9 protein-coding genes and 1 pseudogene are annotated in these 7327 nt (G+C 74.7%); 6 read left to right on the forward strand and 4 right to left on the reverse strand.

Annotation, left to right across the window (positions count from 1 at the left end; genetic code table 11):
- Both ECOMGDLI_RS35765 and ECOMGDLI_RS36635 read right to left on the reverse strand, forming a co-directional pair.
- The coding region (locus tag ECOMGDLI_RS35765) for an FAD-dependent oxidoreductase (protein ID WP_233153287.1) at window positions 1-392 on the reverse strand (392 nt) is incomplete at its 3' end.
- 535 nt (window positions 393-927) lie between these two features.
- Window positions 928-1148: pseudogene (locus ECOMGDLI_RS36635) on the reverse strand (helix-turn-helix domain-containing protein); the annotation flags it as partial.
- A gap of 122 nt (window positions 1149-1270) precedes the next feature.
- Here ECOMGDLI_RS36635 and ECOMGDLI_RS03070 point away from each other — a divergent pair.
- The 5 genes from ECOMGDLI_RS03070 to ECOMGDLI_RS03090 all read left to right on the forward strand — a co-directional run bounded on the left by ECOMGDLI_RS03070 (window position 1271) and on the right by ECOMGDLI_RS03090 (window position 4393).
- Window positions 1271-2053, forward strand: a complete 783-nt coding sequence (locus ECOMGDLI_RS03070) for an isocitrate lyase/phosphoenolpyruvate mutase family protein (protein ID WP_088313505.1) — start codon at window positions 1271-1273, stop codon at window positions 2051-2053.
- 66 nt (window positions 2054-2119) lie between these two features.
- Complete coding sequence (locus ECOMGDLI_RS03075; RefSeq protein ID WP_088313508.1) at window positions 2120-2692, forward strand: peroxidase-related enzyme; 573 nt, start codon at window positions 2120-2122, stop codon at window positions 2690-2692.
- 54 nt (window positions 2693-2746) lie between these two features.
- Window positions 2747-3058, forward strand: a complete 312-nt coding sequence (locus ECOMGDLI_RS03080) for a helix-turn-helix transcriptional regulator (RefSeq protein ID WP_198954496.1) — start codon at window positions 2747-2749, stop codon at window positions 3056-3058.
- Window positions 3055-4104 (forward strand): permease, encoded by a 1050-nt coding sequence (locus ECOMGDLI_RS03085; RefSeq protein ID WP_088313511.1) that lies wholly within the window; start codon window positions 3055-3057, stop codon window positions 4102-4104. Before ECOMGDLI_RS03080 ends, ECOMGDLI_RS03085 begins: the two co-directional genes overlap by 4 nt.
- Before the next feature lie 43 nt (window positions 4105-4147).
- On the forward strand, window positions 4148-4393 hold the full coding sequence (locus ECOMGDLI_RS03090) for a thioredoxin family protein (protein WP_088313515.1): 246 nt from the start codon (window positions 4148-4150) through the stop codon (window positions 4391-4393).
- A 21-nt stretch (window positions 4394-4414) separates the two neighbouring features.
- Here the strand turns inward: ECOMGDLI_RS03090 and ECOMGDLI_RS03095 are convergent, their stop codons facing one another.
- Both ECOMGDLI_RS03095 and ECOMGDLI_RS03100 read right to left on the reverse strand, forming a co-directional pair.
- Window positions 4415-5704, reverse strand: a complete 1290-nt coding sequence (locus tag ECOMGDLI_RS03095) for a hypothetical protein (RefSeq protein ID WP_088313519.1) — start codon at window positions 5702-5704, stop codon at window positions 4415-4417.
- A complete protein-coding gene (locus ECOMGDLI_RS03100; protein ID WP_233153289.1) occupies window positions 5701-6090 on the reverse strand; it encodes a DUF427 domain-containing protein in 390 nt (129 codons plus the stop codon). The genes ECOMGDLI_RS03095 and ECOMGDLI_RS03100 overlap by 4 nt, the downstream gene beginning before the upstream one ends.
- 253 nt (window positions 6091-6343) lie before the next feature.
- Here ECOMGDLI_RS03100 and ECOMGDLI_RS03105 point away from each other — a divergent pair, with 253 nt between their 5' ends.
- Complete coding sequence (locus tag ECOMGDLI_RS03105; RefSeq protein WP_088313526.1) at window positions 6344-7225, forward strand: DUF4397 domain-containing protein; 882 nt, start codon at window positions 6344-6346, stop codon at window positions 7223-7225.
- Window positions 7226-7327 lie beyond the last annotated feature (102 nt).

The raw sequence follows: 7327 nt of genomic DNA on the forward strand, positions 1-7327 counted from the left end.
GTGTAGAACTCGTGGACGCCGTCCCGCCACTCGCCCTCGTCCATGCCGGGCGTCTGGTCGGGTCGCGGAGAGGTGCCGGTGGCGATGACGAGGTGGTCGTAGCCGAGCCGGGTGCCGTCCATGAGCACGACGGCGTTCTCGTCGGGGAAGACCCGGTCGATCTCACCGGTGACGAGGTCGACGCCGTCGGGGATGAACGCCTCGGTCGGCCGGGCGACCTCGTCGGGCCGGTAGATGCCGAAGGGGATGAACAGGTAGCCCGGCTGGTAGTAGTGCGTCTGCGCGGAGTCGACGACGGTGATCGTCCACTCGTCGCGCGGCAGCCTCGGACGCAGCTTGTTCACCGCCATCGTCCCGGCGGTGCCGGCTCCCAGTACGAGAAGACGTTTCATGGTCGGCTCCTTGCTCAGACGGTGCGCGGATCGGTGGTGCGGAGGTCGGCGGCGCGGGCGTCGGTGGCGCGGGCGTCGGTGCTGCGGGCGTCGGTGGTGCGCGGGCCGATGCGCGACAGCGTCGCGGCGACCTTCGGCAGCGCGGCCAGGACGCGGCGGCGGCCGTCGTCGTCGAGGCGGTAGAGGCCGGCCGTCGTGCTGCCCGCGGGCGCGACGCCGCCGACGAGGACCATGGCGACGAGGGAGGTCCCGGAGCGGACGAACGCCCGCGCGCACTCGAACCCGAGCACCCCGGCGGTGAACCGGGGCTCGAAGTCGGTGTCGTCGGCGAGCTGCTGCCACTCCGTGACGCAGGCGTCGAGCAGGTCCGGGTCGTCGGAGCGCTCCGCGAACCAGGGGCACGGGTTGGCCACGTCGGTGATCGGGCGGCCGTCCATGTCGGTGACGACCATCATGACGCCGAGCAGGTCGGCGGCGATCTGGGCGACGGACGCCGCGACCTCCGTCGACGGGGCGGCCACGGCGACGGGGACCNTCTACCGGATGGCCGAGGACGGCCGGCCGTGGTGCGGCGTCCACCCGCAGGACGGCCTCGATGCGGTCGGCGGGGAAGCGCCACTGCCGTCCCACCTTGACCGCGGGCAGCCGGCCGTCCTCGGCCATCCGGTAGACGGTGGACCGGTCGACCCCGAGCATCGTCTGCACCTGTCGCGCACTGAGCAGCGACGGCTGCGACTGCGTCTGCGGACTGTGCATGCTCTGCACGCTACGACTGCTCCTGCGACAGGAACCGGGACCGACGTCACCCCCGGGGGTATGTGGACGACCGCTGAGCGGCTCGACGGGCGAAGGGCGTGCGAGATCAGTACCGTCGCCGGATGAGCGACCTCGCGACCCGCGCCCGGACCCTGCTGGACCTGCACACCGCCCCCGAGATCCTCGTGCTGGCGAACGTGTGGGACGTCGTCTCGGCGACGGTGGTGGCGGGCACCGACGGGGTGCGCGCCCTGGCCACCGCCAGCCACTCGATCGCCGCGACGTTCGGCTACCCGGACGGCGAGAACATCCCGCTCGACCTGCACCTCGACATGGTCCGGCGGATCGTCGCGGCGGTGGACGTGCCCGTGACGATGGACTTCGAGGCCGGGTACGGCGACGCCGGCGAGACCGCGCGCCGCGCCATCGAGGCGGGTGTCGTCGGCGGCAACCTCGAGGACCAGCTCAAGCCGCTCGACGAGGCCGTCGCCGCGGTCGAGGCCGTGCTCCGGGCCGGCCGGGACGCCGGGATCGGCTTCGTCCTCAACGCGCGCACGGACGCCGTGCTCAAGGCGCCCGCCGGCTCCGACCGGGCGGCTGCCGTCGCCGAGGCGGCCCGCCGGGGCCGGGCCTTCCTCGAGGCCGGCGCACCCGTCGTCTTCGTGCCGGGAGTCGTTGCGCGCGAGGAGATCGAGACCCTCGTCGAGGCTCTCGGGCCGCGCCGCCTCACCGTCATCTCGGTTCCCGGTGCGTCGCTGCCCGCGAGCGAGCTGGAGGCGCTCGGCGTGGCCCGGGTGTCGACGGGGCCCTTCACCCAGCGGGTGGCGCTCACCGCGCTCCAGGACGCCGCCGCGGCCGTCGTCGCCGGCGGCACCCTGCCGGCCGGCACCCGCCCGCTGAACTGAGCCGCTGAACCGAGCCCGTTGAACCCAGCCCGCGAACCGGGCCGCGGCTAGCATCCGTGGATGGGCATGGAGCGGAACGCACCCGTCAGTCGCTTCGGGACCGTCGAGGTCGAGGACCTGCCCGACGACCTGCGTGAGCGGCTCGCGCCGGTCGTCGAGAGGTCGGGCTTCACGCCCAACATCTTCCGGGCGCTCGGACGGCGTCCGGCCGAGCTGCGTGCGTTCCTCGACTACCACGACGCGCTCATGACCTCGGATGAGGGCCTCTCCCGGGCCGAGCGCGAGCTCGTCGTCGTGGCGACGTCGGGGGCGAACGGCTGCCCGTACTGCGTCGTCGCCCACGGCGCGATCCTGCGGCTGCGGACCAAGGAGCCGCACCTGGCCGACCTCGTGGCGACCAACCCGCACGGCTGCGAGCTCGAGCCGCGGCAGCGGGCGATCGTCGACCTGGCGCTGCGGCTCGCGCTGCACCCCGCCGGGTTCGGCGAGGCGGACCTGCGGGCCGCTCGTGACGCGGGCCTCACCGACGACGAGATCTGGGACGTCGGCTCCATCACGGCGTTCTTCGCGGCGTCGAACCGGCTCGCCCACCTGTTCGGTCTGCGCCCGAACGACGAGTTCTTCACGATGGGGCGCTGAGGCCGGGGACGTACGTCTCGTACCGGCACCCCGGTGCGGGACGACGCTTCAAGGGTGGATGCTGCAACCGCGCTCGACACGTCGCCCGTCGCGACCGACGCCGCCGTGGCCCTGCTCGCGACCGTCGCCGACCCGGTGCGCTGGCGCGTCCTGCGACTGCTCGCGTCGGGACAGGCCTGCGTCTGCGAGATCCAGGAGCAGGTCCCGGTGGCCTCGAACCTGCTGAGCTACCACCTGCGCGTGCTGCGCGAGGCGGGGCTCATCACCTCGAGCAAGCGGGGCCGCTGGGTGGACTACCGGCTCGCCCCCGACGCCGGTGCCGCGCTCGCCGCCGCGCTGCCCGTCGGGGCCCAGGCGCAGCCGTGACCCTCGTCGACCACGTCCCGACGACCCGGCGCGGGCAGGGCGGTGCGCTGCTGGCGGCGTCCGTCGCCTGGGTCGTCGCGTACCGCGTCAACGGACCGGTCTGGGACGCGCTCCTGTACGACCTGCTCGGCCTGGACCCCGCCGCCCGGCTCACCGGGTCCCTGCGCTTCTTCGCCTACGACACCGTGAAGATCACCCTGCTGCTCGTCGGGATCGTCTTCGTCGTCACCGTGCTGCGGTCGTACATGAGCGTCGAGCGCACCCGGGCGCTGCTCGGCGGGCGCCGGGAGGGCGTCGGCAACGTCATGGCCGCCGGCCTCGGCGTCGTCACCCCGTTCTGCTCCTGCAGCGCCGTCCCGGCCTTCATCGGGTTCGTCGCCGCGGGCATCCCGATCGGGGTCACCCTGAGCTTCCTCATCGCGAGCCCCATGGTCAACGAGGTCGCGATCGGTCTGCTCCTCACGCTCTTCGGCTGGAAGGTCACCGCGATCTACATCGGGGCCGGCCTGACGATCGCCGTCGTCGCCGGCTGGGTGCTCGGCCGGCTCGGCGTCGAGCGGTGGGTCGAGCCGTTCGTCTTCGAGACCCGGCTGCGCGGCGAGGTCGTCGACCCCGCACGCGGCCTGACCCTCGCCGAGCGGCTGCAGACGGGGGTCGAGGAGGTGGGCACGATCCTGCGCAGGATCTGGCCGTACCTGCTCGTCGGCATCGGCCTCGGCGCCGTCATCCACGGCTGGGTGCCGACCGACTTCTTCACGCGGTACGCCGGCGCCGACGACGTCTTCGGCGTCCTCGTCGCGGTCGGGATCGGCGTCCCGCTCTACTCCAACGCCGCCGGCGTCATGCCCCTGGTGGAGACGTTGCACGACAAGGGCGTGCCGATGGGCACCCTGCTCGCGTTCATGATGGCCGTCGTCGCGCTCTCGCTCCCGGAGCTCGTGCTGCTGCGCCGCGTGCTCAGGCCGCCCCTGCTCGCCGCCTACGTCGGGGTGGTCGCGACGGGCATCGTCGCCGTCGGCTACCTCTTCAACGCCCTGCTCGCCTGACGGCGACGAGGCCCGGACTTGTTCCGCACCAAGGAGGAACACGATGATCGTCAAGGTGCTCGGCCCCGGCTGCGCCAACTGCGTGACGCTCGAGAAGCGCACCCGGCAGGCCCTGACGGACCTCGGCCTGGACGCACACGTCGAGAAGGTCACCGACTACGCGCAGATCGCCGCCTACGGCGTGATGACGACGCCGGGTCTCGTCGTCGACGAGCAGGTCGTCCTGCAGGGGCGCGTCCCGACCGTCGCCGCGCTCGGCGAGCTGCTGGGAGCCGCGGCCAGGCCCTGACGCCGAGCGGCCCCGGCGGCGTCAGGTGCAGGAGGGGCGCAGGGCGGCCCCGAGCACCTGTCCGTCCAGCGGGACCGACCACGCGTAGGTGAGCCCGCGGACCGTCGTCCGGACCGGCAGCACCACGGCGCCGGACGGCGGCCAGGGGCGCCCTCCGCAGCGGGTGTGCCAGACGAGCTCGGCGACGACCGGTGCGCTGCCGACCTGCGCCGTCGCCCCGGTGAAGGTCGGTCGGGCGTCCGCGGTGAGACCGCCGGTGTGGTCGCCGAGCTCGACGAGCCGCCGTTGCCCGGGGGCCACCCGCAGCCGCAGCAGGACCGACCGCCCGCGAGGGTCGACGATGAGCGGGTCGTCGAGCACCTCGGCGGAGACCAGGTCGACCTCGACGGCGGGCGGCTCCCCGCACGACCGGCCGACCGCGGACCGCAGGGTCTCCTGCTGCCGGGCGTCCAGCCGGACGTCCGCGACCGTCACCGGGTCGCCGCCGGCTGGGCCGACCGCCCACACCAGCGACGCGGGCACGGCGTCGTCGGCGACCGGAGTGGTGCAGCGCGCGACCGGCAGCCGGACGGTGAGCCCGGCCCGGGCGCCGGCGGCGAGCGCCAGGGGGTGGGCGTCCGGCGGGGGGTCCACGTCCGAGGGGTGCACCGCCGTGACCGTGACGTCCCGGCCGATGCCGTTGCGCAGCACGACCACCGCGTCGACCCGACGGCCGTCGCCGGGGCGGGCCGTGACCCGCTCGACGACCAGGCCGGCGCCGGCGGCCGCGCTCCAGCACGCCCGGCGCGCGACCGGGCCGACGCTGCGCGCCGATCCGTCGACCGCCTGCCGGGCGGTGCCGCGGTGGCCCGAGGTGTCCGTGGTCCGCAGGACGAGGCTGAGGTCGCCGGCCGGAGCATCCGCGAGGTAGGTCCGGCAGTCGAGGGACACCTGCACGGCGCGGGCGGCCGGGTCGGTGCCGGCCGGCACCACCCGGGAATCGACGACGCCGGGACCGACGAGCCCGGTGACGACGGCCGTCGTCCCGGCCGGTCGGGTGCCGACCTCCACGGAGACGGTGAGCGTCGCGGCCGGCGCCGCACCGGACCCGACGGACGGGACGTCCCCGGCCAGGACGGCGGCGGACAGGCGGCGCACCTCGACGACGGCCGGCTCCGCCCGCGGCAGGGCGACGAGCCCCACGGCCAGGACGGCGACCGCCGCCAGAGCGAGCGCCGCCGCCCGGGCGCGCGGCCGCGTCGCCGGCCCGGCGGGGCCGCCCGCGGGAGGGCTCCCCGGCCGGTCGAGGTCGACCAGCCAGTCGTCGCTCACATGCTCGCCGGCGGGAGCTCCTCGAGGGTCGCCGTCCGGTTGGTGTAGAACGCCAGGTGGTCCTTGATCCCGCTCACGGCGTCGTACGGCGACTCGTAGGACCACACCGCGTCGACGCCGCCCTCACCGGCGAGCGGGATGCTGAAGTAGGAGGCGTCGCCCTTGAAGGGGCAGTAGCTCTCCTGCGCGGAGCGCTCGAGGAGCGACATGTCGACGTCCTCGCGGGGGACGTAGTGCACCGCGGGGTAGTCGGACTCGCGCAGCGTCAGCGCGGAACGGGTGTCGGCGACCACGGTCGGACCGACACGGACGACGACGCGCACGCCCGACGGCTCGACGGTGATCGGGTGTCCGGGACCGGGCAGGAGAACCATCTTGTCAGCCACGTCACCCGCAACGCGGAGGGCCGGGCCGCGATTCCGCGGTGCGCGACGGCCGCACCGCAGGTGATCACCTGAAGTAGTTACCAGAATTCTCATTCACGTCTCCGGGTGCGTACGGTCGGGCTAGCGTGCAGGGTGAATCGTCCGATCCGTTACATCTCGCCCGTCGGTCTCACGGTCCGTGCGCGCCCGGGGATCACGGGCGTGACGGCGTGAGCGGCCAGGGCCGGCGAGGTACCTCAGAGGTGGAGGACCCATGACCCGTTCGACCCGTACCCGGCTCGCGGCCGGGCTCGCGCTGGCGGCGGGCCTGCTCGCCCCCGGGCTCGCGCAGTCGCCGGCCCGGGCGGCCGGCCCGACGGCTTCGGCGTACGTCGTCCAGGGGGTCGCCGACCAGGACCTCGACGTCTACGTCGACTCCCGCCTCGTCCGCCGGGCGGTCCCGGCCAAGACCGTCGTCGGCCCGCTCGCGCTGTCGCCCGGCGAGCACGTCGTCACGCTGCGCCGCGGCTCGACGGACGTCACCGACGCCTCCTTCACCGTGGAGGTGGGCGGCAGCACCGACCTCGTCGTCCACCGCTTCCCGGACGTCTCCCGTGCCCCGTCGGTGACCGTCTTCGAGAACGACCTGTCCGCCGTCCCGCCGGGCAAGACGCGACTGCGCATCGCCCACACGGCCGTCGTCGGACCCGCCGACGTCGTCGTCGACGGCACCGTCCTGCTCCGCAACCTCGCCAACGGCGACTCCGCGACCAACGTCGTCCCGGCCGGCACGTACTCGGTGTCGATCGTCCCGACGGCGACGACCGGCCCGGCCGTGCTGGGACCGGCCCCGATCAAGGTCTCGGCCGGTTCCCTGACGAACGTCTACGCGATCGGCGACCCGGCCCGCGGCAGCATGGAGGCCGTCGTCCACGTCATCAGGACGGCCACCGACGGGGCCTCGGTGCCGAGCCGGGTCGACACCGGGGACGGCGGCCAGGCCGCTGCGCTCGCCGCGTCCGTCGGGTCGTCCGCCGGGTCGGCCCCGGCGCGCCCGTCCGGCCCGCTGCTGCCCGCAGCGGTCGTCGCCCTCGCCGCGGGTCTGGCCGCCATGGTCGGGCTCCTCGGCGTGCGGCGGCTGCTGCCGCGCCGGTGACCCGCGGCGCCCGGGTGCGGTCCGCGGTCGGGGCGCTGCTCCTCTGCGCCACCGCGGGCTGCGGGACGGCGGCGGTCCCGGGCGGGCCCGGACCGGCCGTCC

Origin of the sequence: Kineosporia sp. R_H_3 (assembly GCF_002198675.1) — a bacterium.
GTDB lineage: Bacteria > Actinomycetota > Actinomycetes > Actinomycetales > Kineosporiaceae > R-H-3.